A 16,964-nucleotide genomic window follows, 5' to 3' on the forward strand; every position below is an offset into this window, starting at 1 on the left:
ACATATAAATCGGTTTATATGTAATTCTTTATTGCTTTTTCTGTAGTAACGATAACAAAGCCGTTCAATAAGAAACATGAATATCGTCTAAAAAGCTATTCAAATACCCCTCATAAACAAAAGATACTGTTCATAAGGGGTATTTATTCAATTTAAGTTTATAAAAATCGGATGGAAACACTGCAAGTTCTCACTTATTTAGAATAAGTGAAAAGATGATGTTTTATTTGTTCAATAAAATAATGATGGTGTATATTATCGTTAGATACGCGACTTGCCATAATAGCTCCCTCCATTGAAGATGCAAGAAAAGAAGCGAGCGATATAATATCTATATCTTCTTTAAGTTCTTGTTTCTCTATTCCTTCTTTTATGAGAGAAGCCATTAACATTACTGTATCATCATAACCTTTTGCTGCTGCTTTTTGTAATTCTGGAAATACTCCAGTACTTTCAATTGCGCTATTAAGTAATGGACAGCCTCCAGCAATAGGAGGATTATTAGCTGCATCTTGATATACAAGGAAAATTGCAAGGATTTTATCAATTGCTGTCTTTTTATTTTCCATTGCTTTATGAAAATGACTCCACATAATCTCACCACTTTTGTCATAGGCAGCAAGGACAATTTCTTCTTTACTTTTGAATCTACGATAAATAGATCCTTTAGGTAGTTCAGTAGCTGTCATTATATCCTGTATGGATGTGCGAGTTATCCCATTAGTATTAAATAAATATAAAGATGTTTCAATAATTTTTTCTTTAATCTTATCAACTTTAGTCATACTTTGTAATCCTCCTAATAAAAACGAGCTTAATATTCCAGGTGATATTTACCATCTATTTTCTTGAATTTTTTTGTAAGTATAAATAAGTTTGGAACAAAAATATATTATCCATCCCTATATTATGTGAACCTCAAACAATACAGTTTGAAAAGAGGTAATCAAATTGTATTATCTATATCATTCAAATAAATTTTCTGTCAAAATTAACATGTCCAATTATTTAATTCAGTCCTGTTATACAACTAATTTCACCTACAATTGTAGAAGGTGTAAAAATATATAGTTAATTTTAACGTATAGACTATGATTATTATATATAATTTTTATTAATATGTTTAGCTAAAGTGTTTGAACCACCCCACTCTCACTTCATTCTATAAAAGATTAATCATTAATGATTATTGGAATTAAATTGTAACAAAGCAACTGAGATATAAATATATTTGCTTTTTACCATTTTGATTTCGTTAAAAGGGTTTAAAAAACTAGAAACTTGTAGTATCATTAGATTTCGATTCAGACCGAACCGTCCGGTTTTTAATATAAATATATTTAGAAGGAGAACGTTATGCAGAAAGAAAAATCAAAGATTATAGGTAATTTAATTACGGGGGCAATAAAGTGAACTTTATAAAAATGAATAAAAAAGAAATTATTATGCTAATAGTTTATACAATGTTTGCACTACTCCAAATTGGCTTGTTCATATTATTTGGCCTATCACTTTTAACTAACAGTAATTTAGTTGAATCAGAATTTGCTCTTAGTGCCATCGGTTTGACTGTACCTGCTATTGTAGGAATAATTTTCTTTAGGAAAGAAATTATTGAAAGTTTTACTTATTTTAAAGAGAAAACAATTTTGAAAATAGTAAGCATTCCTATGGTGGTTTTACTTATGGTAATTGTGGAAAATTCTATTATGCATTTTCTAAACATAGGTCAGCCAGAGAACCAAGAACAGGTCCTTACAAGGGGCGCAGAGGTGCCTATTATATTCACATTACTTCTATTTGGGATTATAGGGCCAATAATTGAAGAAATCATATTTCGTCATATATTAGTGAATCGTTTTTCGGAATATGTTGGTACTGCTATTGCATCCATCGTTTCGATTATAATTTTTGCAGGTCTTCATTCAAATCAACTTTCGGATCTTGCTATATATTTACCTGGCACGGTGATGCTTACTGCGGCTTATCTTATTTCTAATAGATCCCTTGCATATGTTATAGCGATACATATGTTAAACAATTTTATTCCTTTTATTTAATTGCATATGTCATAACAAGACATATGTAATTGAAGGTTTTGATGCAAAAATACTCTATGTTTCTATCGAGTATTTTTGGTACCAGAACCACTTTTTCTAAGGCATAAGAAATCTTATCAAAACTACAACTTATTAGGAGAGTGTCGGTCATGATTGTAACAACAACTTCTGGAATTCAAGGTAAAGAAATTATTGAGTATATTGATATTGTAAATGGTGAAGCTATTATGGGCGCAAACATTGTCCGCGATTTATTCGCTTCAGTTCGTGATGTTGTCGGTGGCCGTGCTGGTGCTTATGAAAGTAAGCTAAAAGACGCTCGTGATATTGCAATGGACGAAATGAAAGAACTTGCAAAACAAAAAGGTGCGAACGCTATCGTTGGTATTGACGTAGATTACGAAGTTGTACGTGATGGAATGTTAATGGTTGCTGTCAGTGGTACAGCTGTACGTATATAAGTAAATTAAAAAACGGTCCTCCCTTGGAATTTATACTTTGAGGAGGGGCCTGGTTCTGTTGCAGATTTTAAAGAATAAAAAGAGATGTTGATAAAGCATTATACGTCGAAAAAACACAGTTTGAGTGTAAACTGTGTTTTTTTATATAGAAGCCTCATCCCATCACTATCAAGCTAAAATTTTGTGTTAACTTGTAAAAAATGTACATTTTTTACTTTGGGGTAATTTTGAATCCTTAAGCTTATGGGCATGTGCTGGTACCCTCTAATACTGTACAAATTTTTTATAAATGGTTGTAAGGTTCTACGTTTTTGACCATTCTGTACAACGATAACTTTGGTTTATTGATTTCACCTGTAATCTGGTAGCCTATCCTCTGATACAATTTAATAGCAAGTTGGTTCTCTTTCTTTACCGTCAGAGAGCATTTGGCAAAGCCTTGCAGCGAAGCTTGTTCCTCAGCAAACTCAATTAATCTGGTACCTATCCCTAGTCCTCGACTTTCGGGCAGTAAGGCAATTGTTCCGATGTGAAACTCGTCATCTTCTCCCTCCTTCAAGGTAAACATGGAATAAAGCATTTTGATATTCAGAATGTTATAAACAACAAAACCCAGCTTTCGGAACGAAAGCAGCTGTTTAAAAGTGGGCCAGGCAAGACGATTTAAAACGGGTATGGGATAGCAAGTAATCATCCCTAAAGTTTTCCCGTCCATTTGAGCTTCATAGGCGTATTGATGACTAAAACGGTTGTTCTCCTGCCGCCATAGCTTACAAAATGTCCAATCGACTGTGTTCTTCTCCTCAGATCCTGCAAGTGGAAACGCCATGTATTCCAATGCCATTACATTTAGCTGGGCGCCGACCATGGATTGATGAACAGCCTTTACAATAGAGATTTTATTCATTATCCTATTGCTCCTTTTCACTTTCTATATTATTAATATTAATTATCATGGATTTGAATCAGTTCACTTCCCTCTCAATTCATCCTTAGCTTTGAAACCATAATAAAATGTATTTAAAACAAGCTCTGCAGCAGATTTTTTAGCCACATTTCCTTCATGTACCTGTTCCCAGGTATGGAAAAGCAGAGCATAAAGCGTATTCAAAATCCATTCACTGCTAACTGTTTGCTGAAAGTAACCTCTTTGTTGTAGCAATTCAATAACGCGTCTTAAGGGTTCCCTCAGCTTCTCTTCTGCTTCACCTAATTCTTTGTTGTTAAATACAGATGCATCATGACCTAGAAAATAGATTTTGTCACCTAAAGGGATTAACGCTTCAATAAGTTCTGGGATATAGTTTTCGCTTCTTTCCTCATCCAGTGGAATCTGGTTTACAGTATCACTTACCAGTTGTATAGCCCGATGGCCCAAGAACAGCATCAATTTCTCCCTGCTTTCGACGTAGCGATGGAGTGTAGCAATTCCAATTCCCGCATATTCCGCAATTTCATTCATCGAAGCAGTAGGATTTTCAACAAGCAATATAGTAGCTGAATCAAGAATTGCATTAAATCTCGCTTCCTTCAACGCTGACAAGTCTTTCTTCATCGTCAATCTCTCCCTTTTTCTGTATAAAGTCGTCATTTTTGATAGATAAATATATCATTTGATATTATAATAAACAATCTCAAATAAAGTGTCCAGCTGCTGAATGTAGCTTTTCAAAAAGAATTATATTCCTGAAACTGATAGTACTTTGAATGTTTCATTTTTAGCATTTCATTATTTAGATAACGATGAAGAAATTAAATTCTTTAATGTAATAAATACAAGAGCCAAAGGAAATGGTACGAGTTACTTTCTGCATAAAGTTATCGGTTTATTTTAAAATTCACTTCCGGGTATTGGGTTATCAGCCTTTTAAGGGTTGAGCCGTCATCCTTCTGTTTTACATACTGGTCAAAAAATGCCAGGCTGAATTCGTTAATAATACGATGAACTTCCTTTGGATTTTCACCTGGGCTCTGCAACAGAGGTGAGAACAAATGTAAATCGGTAAAGCTTGTATGATCCGTATGAGGAATGACCATTGACATACCACCGCCAGCTAACCCGCGTCCGTATCGCTCCCTCACTTCAAAGGGATCTGCTTCATCAGGCTCTTCTGCATTCATGAGCAGAAATGGTTTTCCAATGCCACTTTCAGGCAAGATTTCACCATACAATGTACCATCCATATTGATAGCTGCTTTGACACGAGAATCTTTTGCAAGTATTTGTGCTGCGGTAGCTCCACCGTAAGAGTGGCCAAACATTCCAATTCGCGAGGTATCCAGTCTTCCTGTAAAGAAACCGGTCTCATCGTTTTCGTTAAGTTTCTCTATCTGATTAAGGACAAAGCTGACATCTTCCTCCCATAATTTTATGTGACTATCTCCTTCATCAGTTAAATTGATGGGCTGTACGTAAGCAGTTCGACCACCTGGAAAGACGGTAGCTGCAGCATCAAAGGTATGATCGATACTTAGAACAATATATCCTTGACTAGCCAACTCCTCAACTTGAAACGTGTTTTGATTACGAAAACCATTAAAACCATGAGAGAAGAGTAATATGGGATAGTGATTCTCTGAGTCTGAGAGTTGTAAATCCATAAACGAATGAGACTTTACCAATTCCATGTGGCTGAATGCAAATGCAGGAATAGACAATGTTTTTTCCAATCCCTTGGAGAGCTCATTTATGTTACGAATATAAGGTTCTGGATCCCCCTTGCTTTTTTCAGCTGCAGGATACCAAATTTGCACCATCAGTTCGCGCCAATTATTTGGATTTTTCGAATATGGTTCATTTCTCTGATGATCAACCCAATGATATAGCTTCGTACCGATCCTATGTGGACCAGTTGGTTCTTCAAATGAAAATACTGGCATAAGTAAGGGTAGCGCAACTGCTACAAACAAATAGATACATAGTAACGAAGTCTTAACCATGAATATACCCGAACTTCTAAAGCCCTTTTTCTGCCCAGTTAATAAATAGCATAAAATTAAGATAACTGGGGATACATATGCCGGAATCATCTGCCACCTAAAACCTTCTGCCAATAACTGAACTGTAACCATTACAACGGCAATCAAAGTAGCTAATTTAGACCACTTTTTTGTTTCTCTGCCTATTAACAGTATCCAACTCAATAGACTAAAATTCACTACTATCAAAACAACTTCCCAGAAATTCATTGGCCTATCTCCTTTGCATGCATTTTACTTCTAATTAAAGAGGTAGTTTTCAGCCTAACCAAAAGCAGATGAAACACCTATATAGTTGCACCAATTATGCTTAACCGTTTCATCCACTCTACTCCTTTATTCAAATTAAAAACTTAAAATGCCCAGCTACCTTTACGGAAAATTGGTTCTACAGTTCCATCTGGTAGAATACCGTCGATGTCCATCTCACTGCTGCCAATCATAAAGTCCTCATGTGTTACTGAAATATTTGCCCCTAACGTTTCAAGCTGATCGTTTTCTAAATCTCTTCCACCCTCTAAGCAAGTTGGATAAGCTTTACCAATCGCTAAATGGTTCGATGCATTTTCATCAAACAATGTATTAAAATATAAAATTCCCGATGCTGAAATTGGTGATTCATGTGGTACAAGTGCTACTTCACCTAAATAGCAAGAGCCTTCATCCACATTAATAAGCTCTTGTAATAAATCATGTCCTACCTGTGCTTCAGCTTTGACAATTTTTCCTTCTTCAAATGTCAGTTTAAAGCCATCGATAATATTCCCTTGATAAACTAATGGTTTTGTATTGCTTACATAGCCATTTACACCTTGTTTCATCGGTAACGTATAAACCTCTTCTGTCGGCATATTAGCCATAAAGATAGTATCATCAGGAGTTTTACCACCTCCAGTAACCCATTTATGCTGTGGTGCTAATGCAATTGTTAAATCAGTACCTGGCGCTGTATAGTGAAGCTTCATATATTTTTTATCGTTCAATAGGACCGCACGAGATTCTAAATTTGTTACATGTTCACGCCATTTTTCAATAGCACTGCCGTCACCAATACGAACAGCTTTAAAAATAGCCTCCCATAATGCTGGTACTTGATCCTCAGTTGCTAAACCTGGGAACACCTTCGATGCCCACTTTGGTGAAGGAACTGCTACCATCGACCAAGCTATTGAATCCTTCATTACGGCGTTGCGATTGTTTCTCAGAGCAGCTCCTGCTACCTTTTGATAGGTAGCTAGACGATCAGATGAAATACCTGTAAATTTATCAGGATCTGTAGCATCTATCATTAATAGTGCTCCTTTACGTTCGATCAGCTCATCATTCATTTTGACTATCCACTCTGGGAAGCGATTAAATTCTTCATCTGAGGCATAATCAAAGTAAGCACGTTCCATTTCTTCATCCGAAAAATTAACATGAACAAGCCCTGCCCCAGCCTTATAAGCCTCTTTCACAACTATACGGGCGAAATCCAACGCATCCACTGATGTATTGACTAATAAGTATTGCCCTGGTTGAATATTGACACCGATTTTCACCGTAAGTTCTGCATATGCTTGTAATTTTTCTTCAAAAGTCATATTATTTACCTCGCTTTTATTAAATTGGTTTTGAATTCCCCTCACTAACTTACTTTCTGAACAGGTTTTCTCAGAATTTCCATTTCCCATTTTTTATTAGAACATGATAACAACTAATGGATTTTTTCTACTACTCATATATTTAATTTCTAAACTTTGATTCAATTAATATTGATTTGTTTTTCAAAAAATCTAATCGAAGGGTATCAAACACTACATAAAGTTATAGAGTTCTTTATTGTGAAAGCTCACTCAGTTCTTCCCAATCTTTTCAATGCTGCTGTACCTAAAGACTTACCATCAATGGGGCGTTTAACATTCTCAATCACTCCTTTATCTTTACAAAAGCATTTTTGATAGATAAACATATCATTTGATATAAGATTAAATCATTTTAAATGAATTATCAAGCCATAAAATTTAATTTTTAAAAAACTCGGTAAAAAACCATATAAAAATAGATTCTATCAAAGGGAGCGATAACGAAAAGATTTTTATACACACATGGATAAAACACATGACAAACTTATATATAATTGCAAGTTCAACTCTCACAAAAAACAGGATAAAAAAATAAACAGCAGAACTAGTCCACTGTTTACTTCGCCACGCCTTCATGTAATTTTTCTGTATAATCCTTTACATCTTTCCAGCTATCTTTCGCTGTATGTAAATCTTCTTTTATAAACGTAAACTCTTCCGGACTAATTCCTTTTACGTTTTGTAGTAAATTATTATATTTTGCACCTACTGTATACCATTGATTTGATATGTTTTGTAGTGCTGTAATTGCTGCATCAATTGTTTCTGTCATGTTTGTTGTTTTATTTTTTACATCAGTCAAAATTAAGACTTCTGCTTGCGCTCCTGAAATTCTATCTTTTAAATTAGCGATTTCTCTTTCTGCATTTGCGATATCTTTTTTCGCAACCGCAATCATCGGCCCGCCAGCAAGACATGTTATTAGCGCTACGCAAAGTACGCCACCAGCAATGACCATATCATTACTCTTTTTAATCGAATCGTTATATGTATTTATTTGTTGCTCTAGAGCTGGAATACCAGCATTCGTACTTGCCAATATCGCTGTTAACTGATTTGTATCCTCTTTGAAACTATTTGTATCTTTCGCCATTCTATCGCGAAAAGCTTTCAAATTTCCTAATAATCCATCTACCTCATTTTGATTCTTTACAATATCTGCATACAACTTTTCTAAATCCGCTTTTAATTTTCCGCTATCCTTTTGATCAATCGCTATTAACATGTCATTATAATACGATTGAAAAGTATTATTGTAATTTATAATATTTTGATCTGTTTTCATAATTTGAGGCTTCATATTATTTAACCAATATGCTGCATTAACTTTTGCATCTCTTTGATGCTGAATCATATTTCCTTTAAATTCACTATTAATCGAACTTATTTTACTTAAATCCGTCTCTTGTTGATTTTGAATTAATTTTGCATATGAATCCATTGCAAATATGCTTGATGTCGTTTGTGCCATTACATCTTGGAATCCTGCTGGTCCAAGAGAATAGTTTTTCACATTTTCTTGTAGCACCTTTACATTTTGTTCTGCTGCAAAAGGATGTAAAGGGAATGCGTTACTCGTTGCCACCCCAGCAATCATTACCGCTAAAAGACATTTTTTATAAAAACTTTTCTGCATATTTTTCACCTATTCTCCTTATAAGGATATCAAAAGCTCCTGCTCACAACTGAACAGGAGCTTCAAATCATTCATCAACACTTAACGCTCTAACGATTCGTATTCAATTATGCTTTTTTCGTATCTACTACTTTAATATCTTCAGCATAAATCTTTTCTGCATAGTCTTTAATGTTTTTCCAGCTATCTTTCGCAATGTTTAAATCTTCTTTAATGAAAACTAGGTCGTTTGGACTAATAGAATCTACATTTTGAAGTAAAGAATTGTATTTTGATCCCATTGTGTACCATTGGTTTGAAATATTTTGTAACGCTGTAATTGCAGTATCAATTGTATTTGTTAAATACTCTGTTTGTGTTTTAATGTTCGTTAATCCTGCTACTTCTAATTGCGCAGTTGTAACTTGTCCTGTTATCTTTTGAATTTCTGCTTGTGCATTATCAAGCTCTTTCTTCGCTAATACGATTCCAGCTGTACCACCGCCTACAGCTGCTGCACCACCTGCAATTAATGCTACTCCTAGCGGTGTTCCTGCACCCGTAGCAATAACTACTGCACCACCGATAATTGCAATTGGTCCTAGAGCTGTCGCAACAGATGAACCGATAATAATTGCATTATATTTACTAATCGCTTCATTGTACGTTGTAATTTGATTTTGCAGAAGCGGAATTCCTGCATCTTGACTAGCTAATATAGATGTAATTTGATTTGCATCACCCTTGAAGTTTTGCGTATCCGAAGTCATTTTATTTCGGAATTTCTTCAAGTCTTCTACTAACTGATCCACTTGCGCTTTATTTTCATTAATACTACTTGATAATCTAGTTAAGCCTTTCGTAAGAGTCGCTTTATCCTTTGCATCAACTGCAGCAACTAAAGTATCATAATAGTTTTGGAATTTCGTATTGTAGTTAATGATATTTTGATTCGTTGAAATAAGCTGTGGTTTTAATACATCTAACCATTGCTTCGCATTTCCTCTAGCTGTATCTTGGTGCTGAATTACTTTCCCTTTTAAAGCCGCATCAACAGACGATACATTTCCAAAGTTAACATTACCTTGTTTAATAATTGTTAAAGCGTACAGATCCATTACTAAAGCATTTGAACCTGTTCTTTCCATTGCATCTTTCAAGCCTTCTGGTCCTAATGAGTATTCTTCATAGTCATTATAAGCTTTTGCTACCGCATGAACTGGAGCTTGTTTCACTGTACTTTCAGCTGCATACGTATGAGCCGGCATAATATTTCCTGCTGCAAATACTGCCATCAGTGCTGATAGAGCCATTACTTTATAAGGTTTTTTTGTCATTTTTCTTCTCTCCCTATATCGCTAATTATTTTTCTGTTTAATGTACTTCAACGTTTGTAACGTAATCTTCAAATTGATTTGTTTGCTTATTCATTTCATCACTTACTTTTTTAATTTGATTAAAATGTTTTTGAAGTAAACTACTGTCTGTATACGTGCCTTCTTCAACATTCTTTTGAATTTGAATCATATTATTATTTAAAACTTTCCAATCCGTTAATAACGTTTCTAAAGTTGTAATTTGACGATCAATTAATTCTGTAAAGCTATTTACTTGATCTTCAACGAATGTAATTTGAGTCGCCTCTGCTTCAGTTTGTGATAACTTTTGAATAAGTGGCAATAACTCTTTTTGCTTTTGTTGAATGCGAAGAGCTGCTTCTCTCGTTTGACTATCTGCAGCATTTACAATTTCATTACTTAAAGTACCGATAGAAACAAAATCGATTGTTTTCGTTTGTGCAGTTTGATTTGTGATTGTAAATACTTGTTTACCGATATTAATAGAACCTTTAATGATTTCTTGAGGTCTATTCAAAATAGTAGTTAGTTCAGCTTGAATTTCCCCTTGAATTCTTTTAATATCTTCTCTTAATTTCACAATATCTCCACTTGATCCTTGCAGTGTTTTTATTGCTTCATCGGCTTTAATTGATAAGTTGTTACTATCTTTATCTAATACCGTTTTAAATCGATTTAACTCTAATAAATCTTGCTCCATACTCTCTTGGATGCTTTGTACTTGCAATTGTAATTTTCCATATGCACTCATAAAATCTGCTTTTGCTTGCTGATCTTCATTTACGTTTCCTGCTAGTTCATAGAGCTTACTATAATAGCTATTAAATCTAGTGCTGTATCTCATCATCTCTTGATTTAAGTCAATTAGCTTCGGATTATATTCATCAATCCACTCTCGTACATTCGCCTTTGCAAACTTTTGATGATTCGTTAAGCTACTCATCGCATTTACCTTAATGTCTGGCTGTTGCAAAATAATTAATCCGTATGCTTGAATAAGCGGTGATTGTGATCCTAACATTCTAATTGAATTGGATAATGTATTTGGAGCAATTACATTTTGCGCATATACTGTTTTCACTTCTGTTTGCCCCTCCTTAGCGTAAGCGCTTACAGGAATGAAGCAACTCGTAGATACTGCTGTAACCAATAACCCTGTAATTAAAGTCTTTTTCACTTTAACTCCTCCTATGTATTAGCAACTATTACTATCGCATTTTATTATTCTATTTTCTTGCCCATAATTTGAGATGGTTAAAATAGAGAACGTTCTCACCGTGATCTATGTATGAACCATCTCTCCCAACTGTTATTGCTACAGTACTTACTTATTGTTATAAAATTTTTCATATGTGCTTAGTATGAATAATATTGTATAAATTTTCTATTTCATCGAAATTCTCACATTCACACAGTGAATATATTACGTAAAAATATTATTCATTTCAAACTAAACAACATACGTAAATATGAAATTTCGTTTTGTTTTCATATAAGTTTTGTACTGTAAGGTCATTTAAACACAGCTGTTTATATAACGTAAAGAAGTATTTTCATTCCCTTTATTTTCAAGCTTTCATGTCCTTATTTCAAAATATAATCCGATTCACTTTATCGATTGAAATATCTACATATCACAACAGAAAACACTACTTGCAAACAACCGGTAAAATTATATTGATATAATTTTTAACCCCGTATGCAATTATGCATAGCATATACACAAAAAGGATAGCTTCATTTTCATGAAACTATCCTTAAAAAATCTTCTTATTTTTTCAAATGATATGGAACTGTCGTAATAACAACATTTCTTTTATAAAGTAAATACGCACGTATGAGTAAACTGGATTGATTATGAAGAATGTTATGCCAACCTTTTTTCGGAATGAACTGTGGTATAACGACCGTAACGCGGTAATTCGATTCACTTGCCTTATATTGCACTGTATCAATGAACTTCGTTAGCGGCTGAATAATACTTCTATAATGAGAATGTAATGTAACAAGCCTTACTTCAGGTTGCCACTTCTTCCATTTCTCTTCAAATTTCTTTTCTTCTTCTCTGTCAAAAGCAACATATACAGCGATAACTTGATCTGCCGAAAGAGACTTCGCATAGTTCAATGAATTTTCTACTACATGCGTCATACCTGCTACAGGAACGACAATTACATTCCCCTCAATTGGAATAAGAGGCTCGCAAGTTTTTAAACTTAATTGATCACCCACTGCATCATAATGCTTCTTAATTCGATGGAATAAGAAGATAATAACTGGTAAAAAAATAAGAATCGACCAAACTTGTGCAAATTTAGTTAAAAAGAACATGCTCATTACGATAAAACTAATAACTGCACCAATTAAATTAACCGTTAATCTTAAAGCCCATCCTTCAGGCTTTTCGCGAAGCCATTTTAATACCATTCCTGTTTGAGAAAGTGTAAATGGAATAAATACACCTACTGCATATAGTGGAATTAAATGTTCTGTTTGTCCTTGGAAAGCTACAATTAAAATAATCGAAGCAACTCCAAGTATAATAATACCGTTTGAGTAACCTAGACGGTCTCCTCTAATCGTAAACATTCTCGGTATGAATTTATCTTTTGCCAGGTTAACCGCTAATAAAGGAAATGCAGAATAACCTGTATTAGCAGCAAGAATTAATATTAAAGCTGTTGTACCTTGTATGAAATAGTACATGAAATTACGTCCAAATGTTTGTTCAGCAATTTGAGAAACAACTGTTACTTCTTTACTCGGAGTCACTCCGTAATAATAGGCTAAAAACACAATTCCTGAAAATAACACAGCAAGTAATGCACCCATTGCAAGCAATGTTTTTGCAGCATTGTTTGGCGCAGGATCTTTAAAGTTCGGAATTGCATTTGAAATTGCTTCAACACCTGTTAAAGCAGAACTACCTGATGCAAATGCTCTTAGTAATAAAAATAAACTAATCCCTGCAACTGGTGTACCAATCGGCGCATGTAAAGTGGGTGAAACATGACCAGTTAAAATATTATATATGCCTACACCAATTAATATAAATAATGCTAAAACGAATAAATAAACAGGATATGCTAAAACGGAAGCTGATTCCGTTACTCCTCTTAAATTTAAGATCGTAATTAATATAACAAATATAACCGCAATAATTACGTTGTGTGCATGTAAGCTAGGAAATGCAGACGTAATTGCATCTGTACCAGCGGACACACTTACCGCAACAGTTAAAATATAGTCAACTAATAAAGATCCTCCAGCAATTAAGCCTGGATTCATCCCTAAATTTTCTTTTGATACAACATACGCTCCCCCGCCATGCGGATAAGCAAAAATAATTTGACGATAAGATAAAATAAGGGCTGTCAATAATACTAATACCCCAACAGCGATCGGAATGGAATACCAATAAGCGATCGCTCCAACACCTGCTAAAGCAATTAAAATTTGCTCTGGACCGTAAGCAACTGATGACAATGCGTCAGAAGATAAAATAGCTAAAGCTTTCGTTTTATTAAGCTTCTGTTCTCCAAGCTCCGTTGATTTTAACGGTCTTCCAATTAAAAATCTTTTAATAGATGAAACCAATGCTGTCCACTCTCCAATAATTTTGTACGAACTTTACTGCTTGTTACAGCCAGTAAACGATTTCCTCAGAAAACAAAAAATGTCTACAAGCCATAGCGAAATAGACTTGTAGACATTATTTTTTTTGTCGCACAAGCTCCACCTTCCTTCTCAATATAACGCTTACGAGGTTAGCTGTCGGATTCGGGCCTATGAGTAGCCCTACCTTTTTCAAGGATTCACCCCATCGGATTATGTACTAATCCGTAAAAACGGGTCCCCCGTACCATGCGGTTTCAGCGATTTAGAAAATTGAAACTGTGGATTATAATACTCCTTTATTTTCAAAAAGTAAACAAAAATTTTTAATAAGAAAAAAATTAAAATGATTGCGCATAATCCACTGAGAAATATACATAATGAATACTAAAAAATCCGCAAAGGAGACCCATATGTCTAAAGAAAAGAAGCCTATTTTTTCCGATTCATATTTAGATGCAGTAGCAAATGAAATTAATCAGTTATATGGTAAACGTGAACAGGAAATAAATTTGACAGATAGAACGAAAAGAAATAAATAATTTGTCATACAAAAAATAAAAAAGATAGCAATACACTTATATATTGCTATCTTTTTTATTTTTTCATACATCTAATTCTATTACAGATCTGTTAAAGGTCATCTCTTCATACACCTTTAAATTTTGATATATAGTGCCTAATAATGGTGCCGCTATAGAAAATTGCTCTGCTACATCCAGTAAATATCCTTGCAAGTGCTTCCCTTCAATAAACGAACCCTTCTCCATATCACGTTGCATCGATGACTTCATATCATACGAAATTTTATCAATTGTTTTCATATGTTCCTGGACAATATTAACCTTTATTGGAGCTCCTAATACTCTCATGATTTGTACAGATTCCTCAAATACATTACGGATAAAATCACGGCCGCCTTCACTTTCACGGATTGGTCCAATTGGTGCACGCATTAACGTTGTCACACCGGACATTACAGTAATAAATAAATATTTATGCCACATATCTTGCGTAATATTTTCACTTAAAACAAAACTAGATTTCGTACCTGCAAATGCTTTAGAAATATGCTTTACTCTCTCTGAATTTTGAGACTTAATTTCTCCAAACACAAGTCTGTTGGCAGCGCTAGTTTGTACAATTTCTCCTTGATCGTTTAACGTCGTCTCGATAAAGCATAAACCGCCAATTACTTTTTCTTCGCCGAATTCTTTTTGTAATAGCGATAAATGAGCGATACCATTTAACAATGGAATGATTACAGTATTTTCGCCAACAAACGGCTTCAAATCTTGAATTGCCTCGTTTAAGTGATACGCTTTTGTTGAAAATAAAATGACATCAAATGGAGAAGTTCTCTCTTCTTTCGTTATTAATTTCGGTTGAAAGGAAAAATCCCCGTTAACACTTCGGATTACAAGTCCTCTTTCCTCTAATTGTTTTTTCCGTTTACTACGAACAAGAAATGTAACATCTTCTCCCTTTTCGACTAATCTGCCACCAAAAAATCCTCCGACTCCACCAGCGCCTAATACTAAAATCCGCATACAGCATCCCCCTTTTCAAAATAAAATTTTATAACTTTTAGTATACATAACATTATACATGTCCTCTGCTAAATAAGCTGAATTTTCACTCTCAATTGAGTATAAAAGAGTGGTTATTTTCAAATAAATTTGGGCATGTTGTTTCTATAGCATATATGGAAAGGACACAATGTAGATGGAGGCAATACAATCAATTGAGGAAAAAGGTGTAGCAACAGCTATATTTCAATTTATATTCCCGTTTTCGTTTAAAGCTGGATATGAACAAGAGATGTTCCCTTTCTTACAAAAAAACGATTTTCGTCCTTTTCGGCTCGATCATCTCGATGATGAAAATACATATTATGGGGAGTTTAAAGTTTCACATCAAAATATGGAAGCATACTATCTTTCATTTACAAATAAAATTCTCTTTCCTCACTCAGAGCATCAAAAGGGCTTGCAACGTTATTCAAAGGACCTTAACTTAACTGGACATTTAACAACAAACCTTATTTCAATTCCATTCAAGATACACTCTATTGATGTCACACTTTGTCCTTATGAACTTGGCTTCTTAACAATTCGAACAGAAGTAAACACTGCTCCAAACATGACTTTATCTGAAGCAATCGAATTCGCTGCTCGCTTCCGTGTACTTGAAACTAAAAATGATACAAATGAGACTATTTGTATTGAATGTAACGGAAAAAAGTATTCCCAAGTTGAAAAATTCATTTTTGGTTATTTATTTCATGGTGTAACTGATTTCTTTGAAAAGAAGAGATTAAGAAGTTCATACTTTCAAACCTTCCCTTTCTTCGAAGACCAAAGAATGTACGTCCAAACTTTATTGTCACTAAAAGAAGGTATGGAGCTTAATGAAGTGGATGTTTATCGTACTTCTAGTCTTTCCGGATTAACAAGTGATGGTAAGCCATATGTGAGCGCAAATAACCTTCCTTACATTCATGACTATTTAAAAAAACACGCTTACCAGAGATGGGCTCCAAATCGTTATTTCATAATGGAAGAACATATTTTTACATGTGTAACAAATGAAGGAGAACGTAAAATCGCTAAACTTGCTAGTCAAATGTACGGAGAATTTTATTACGCTTTATTATTAAACCTATTCCATAAAATTGTTTTATTAAAAATGGCTAACGCCTATGCTGAGCTAAACATTGAACAAGATACTAATGAAATAGAGAAATTAATTTATTCGATCAATTCCTTCACTGCTAATTATTTTTCTTTAGAATTAGTATCCCAATCACAAAGTGAAGATATTTTCTTTCGTTTAAGAAAACTTTTTAATATTGAGGTTCTATACTCGAACGCGAAACAAAATCTTGATAGTTTGTTTAAATATCAAGAAAATGTCGCCTCTAAAAAAGATAGCCTCTTATTATTAATTTTAACGCTCTACTCTGTAGTGGGCCAAATGTTAGGGTTTACTATGATTGACCTTTTAAGAAACACCGATTCAAACAAAATATCGTCACCTCTTGAATTTTTCGCTCTATTAATTGCGATTAGCGGCATTGTCATTTCACTTATTTTAGGAGCCCAAAGTTTATACCAATGGGGTCTACAGCATAAACGAAGAAAAGCTTGGGTAAAACAAACTGTACTTTCTGCCGTTAAAGAGAAAGAAGATAAAAATTAAAAAAGGTTATTTTCAAATTCTTGGCGCGCTGCATTAAGTGAAATTTTTAT

14 protein-coding genes and 1 riboswitch are annotated in these 16,964 nt (G+C 34.1%); of the genes, 4 read left to right on the forward strand and 10 right to left on the reverse strand.

All coding sequences use genetic code 11. The annotated features are described in order from the left end of the window. Positions 1-194: 194 nt before the first annotated feature. Positions 195-785, reverse strand: a complete 591-nt coding sequence (locus MR107_RS15320) for a TetR/AcrR family transcriptional regulator (RefSeq protein WP_025687223.1) — start codon at positions 783-785, stop codon at positions 195-197. 624 nt (positions 786-1,409) lie between these two features. On the opposite strand from MR107_RS15320, the gene MR107_RS15325 reads away from it, so the two are divergent. Then, positions 1,410-2,060: a CPBP family glutamic-type intramembrane protease gene (locus MR107_RS15325; RefSeq protein WP_001009308.1), complete on the forward strand. Its 651-nt coding sequence runs from the start codon at positions 1,410-1,412 to the stop codon at positions 2,058-2,060. A 149-nt stretch (positions 2,061-2,209) separates the two neighbouring features. Continuing rightward, positions 2,210-2,521 (forward strand): heavy metal-binding domain-containing protein, encoded by a 312-nt coding sequence (locus MR107_RS15330; RefSeq protein ID WP_000637505.1) that lies wholly within the window; start codon positions 2,210-2,212, stop codon positions 2,519-2,521. Between the two features lie 283 nt (positions 2,522-2,804). Here the strand turns inward: MR107_RS15330 and MR107_RS15335 are convergent, their stop codons facing one another. From MR107_RS15335 to MR107_RS15370, 8 genes are all read right to left on the reverse strand, one after another. Further along, a complete protein-coding gene (locus tag MR107_RS15335; protein ID WP_001033856.1) occupies positions 2,805-3,428 on the reverse strand; it encodes a GNAT family N-acetyltransferase in 624 nt (207 codons plus the stop codon). Positions 3,429-3,491: 63 nt separating this feature from the next. Then, the gene (locus tag MR107_RS15340; protein WP_000710981.1) at positions 3,492-4,076 is read right to left on the reverse strand and encodes a TetR/AcrR family transcriptional regulator; all 585 of its coding nucleotides are present in this window, start codon (positions 4,074-4,076) and stop codon (positions 3,492-3,494) included. Positions 4,077-4,339: 263 nt separating this feature from the next. Beyond that, on the reverse strand, positions 4,340-5,710 hold the full coding sequence (locus MR107_RS15345) for an alpha/beta hydrolase family protein (protein ID WP_063246125.1): 1,371 nt from the start codon (positions 5,708-5,710) through the stop codon (positions 4,340-4,342). 143 nt (positions 5,711-5,853) lie between these two features. Next, positions 5,854-7,083 (reverse strand): aminopeptidase, encoded by a 1,230-nt coding sequence (locus MR107_RS15350; RefSeq protein ID WP_000141967.1) that lies wholly within the window; start codon positions 7,081-7,083, stop codon positions 5,854-5,856. Between the two features lie 598 nt (positions 7,084-7,681). Further along, positions 7,682-8,761, reverse strand: coding sequence for a non-hemolytic enterotoxin NHE subunit C (gene nheC, locus MR107_RS15355; protein WP_063246126.1), 1,080 nt, complete (start codon positions 8,759-8,761; stop codon positions 7,682-7,684). 107 nt (positions 8,762-8,868) lie between these two features. Continuing rightward, the gene (gene nheB / locus MR107_RS15360) at positions 8,869-10,077 is read right to left on the reverse strand and encodes a non-hemolytic enterotoxin NHE subunit B (protein WP_000162968.1); all 1,209 of its coding nucleotides are present in this window, start codon (positions 10,075-10,077) and stop codon (positions 8,869-8,871) included. Positions 10,078-10,114: 37 nt separating this feature from the next. Then, the gene (gene nheA / locus MR107_RS15365; protein WP_000751827.1) at positions 10,115-11,275 is read right to left on the reverse strand and encodes a non-hemolytic enterotoxin NHE subunit A; all 1,161 of its coding nucleotides are present in this window, start codon (positions 11,273-11,275) and stop codon (positions 10,115-10,117) included. A gap of 593 nt (positions 11,276-11,868) precedes the next feature. Next, the gene (locus tag MR107_RS15370) at positions 11,869-13,695 is read right to left on the reverse strand and encodes an APC family permease (protein WP_000254887.1); all 1,827 of its coding nucleotides are present in this window, start codon (positions 13,693-13,695) and stop codon (positions 11,869-11,871) included. Positions 13,696-13,839: 144 nt separating this feature from the next. Further along, positions 13,840-13,986: riboswitch (cyclic di-AMP (ydaO/yuaA leader) on the reverse strand. Positions 13,987-14,126: 140 nt separating this feature from the next. Here MR107_RS15370 and MR107_RS31375 point away from each other — a divergent pair. After that, a complete protein-coding gene (locus tag MR107_RS31375; RefSeq protein WP_000031873.1) occupies positions 14,127-14,255 on the forward strand; it encodes a hypothetical protein in 129 nt (42 codons plus the stop codon). A gap of 63 nt (positions 14,256-14,318) precedes the next feature. Here MR107_RS31375 and panE read toward each other — a convergent pair whose 3' ends face one another. Next, positions 14,319-15,263, reverse strand: a complete 945-nt coding sequence (panE, locus tag MR107_RS15375; protein ID WP_001221903.1) for a 2-dehydropantoate 2-reductase — start codon at positions 15,261-15,263, stop codon at positions 14,319-14,321. A 175-nt stretch (positions 15,264-15,438) separates the two neighbouring features. Here panE and MR107_RS15380 point away from each other — a divergent pair, with 175 nt between their 5' ends. Then, complete coding sequence (locus tag MR107_RS15380) at positions 15,439-16,914, forward strand: hypothetical protein (RefSeq protein ID WP_025710134.1); 1,476 nt, start codon at positions 15,439-15,441, stop codon at positions 16,912-16,914. Positions 16,915-16,964: the final 50 nt, after the last annotated feature.

The sequence above is a fragment of the Bacillus cereus group sp. BfR-BA-01441 genome (genome assembly GCF_022663075.1).
In the GTDB taxonomy this organism is placed as follows: Bacteria; Bacillota; Bacilli; order Bacillales; family Bacillaceae_G; genus Bacillus_A; species Bacillus_A cereus.

Coding starts and splice junctions, on each gene's coding strand:
- MR107_RS15320 (WP_025687223.1), bottom strand. CDS start 785: ATGACTAAAGTTGATAAGATTAAAGAAAAAATTATTGAAACATCTTTA.
- MR107_RS15330 (WP_000637505.1), top strand. CDS start 2,210: ATGATTGTAACAACAACTTCTGGAATTCAAGGTAAAGAAATTATTGAG.
- MR107_RS15335 (WP_001033856.1), bottom strand. CDS start 3,428: ATGAATAAAATCTCTATTGTAAAGGCTGTTCATCAATCCATGGTCGGC.
- MR107_RS15340 (WP_000710981.1), bottom strand. CDS start 4,076: ATGAAGAAAGACTTGTCAGCGTTGAAGGAAGCGAGATTTAATGCAATT.
- MR107_RS15345 (WP_063246125.1), bottom strand. CDS start 5,710: ATGAATTTCTGGGAAGTTGTTTTGATAGTAGTGAATTTTAGTCTATTG.
- MR107_RS15350 (WP_000141967.1), bottom strand. CDS start 7,083: ATGACTTTTGAAGAAAAATTACAAGCATATGCAGAACTTACGGTGAAA.
- nheC (WP_063246126.1), bottom strand. CDS start 8,761: ATGCAGAAAAGTTTTTATAAAAAATGTCTTTTAGCGGTAATGATTGCT.
- nheB (WP_000162968.1), bottom strand. CDS start 10,077: ATGACAAAAAAACCTTATAAAGTAATGGCTCTATCAGCACTGATGGCA.
- MR107_RS31375 (WP_000031873.1), top strand. CDS start 14,127: ATGTCTAAAGAAAAGAAGCCTATTTTTTCCGATTCATATTTAGATGCA.
- panE (WP_001221903.1), bottom strand. CDS start 15,263: ATGCGGATTTTAGTATTAGGCGCTGGTGGAGTCGGAGGATTTTTTGGT.
- MR107_RS15380 (WP_025710134.1), top strand. CDS start 15,439: ATGGAGGCAATACAATCAATTGAGGAAAAAGGTGTAGCAACAGCTATA.